Raw genomic sequence first — 293 nt, forward strand, 5'->3', positions numbered from 1 at the left:
AGTGACCTTTAAAACAGGTAATCCAAAACAGACAGAGATCTCTCATCCTGAAAAATTCTATTATGTGACTGAAATGAAATTTGCAAAAGCAGGTAAAGAGAAAGATAAATCGACTGTTATTTACAATAGCAATATCATCATGACAGATATCCCTCTTGAAGCTTATGAGTACATCGTCAATGGTAAACCCGCTCTTGAATGGGTTATGGGGCGTCAATGTGTAAAGACTGATAAAAAGAGTGGTATTGTCAATGATGCCAATCGCTATGCCGTTGAAACCGTTGGCAATCCTG

The 293-nt window shown here is 37.9% G+C and carries 1 protein-coding gene; it reads left to right on the forward strand.

Features of this window, described 5'->3' with window-relative positions; translation table 11 throughout:
* A partial coding sequence (locus BN338_RS12210; RefSeq protein WP_039761366.1) for a type ISP restriction/modification enzyme occupies window positions 1–293 on the forward strand: 293 nt, incomplete at both ends.

The organism is Bartonella queenslandensis AUST/NH15, assembly GCF_000312585.1.
GTDB lineage: Bacteria > Pseudomonadota > Alphaproteobacteria > Rhizobiales > Rhizobiaceae > Bartonella > Bartonella queenslandensis_A.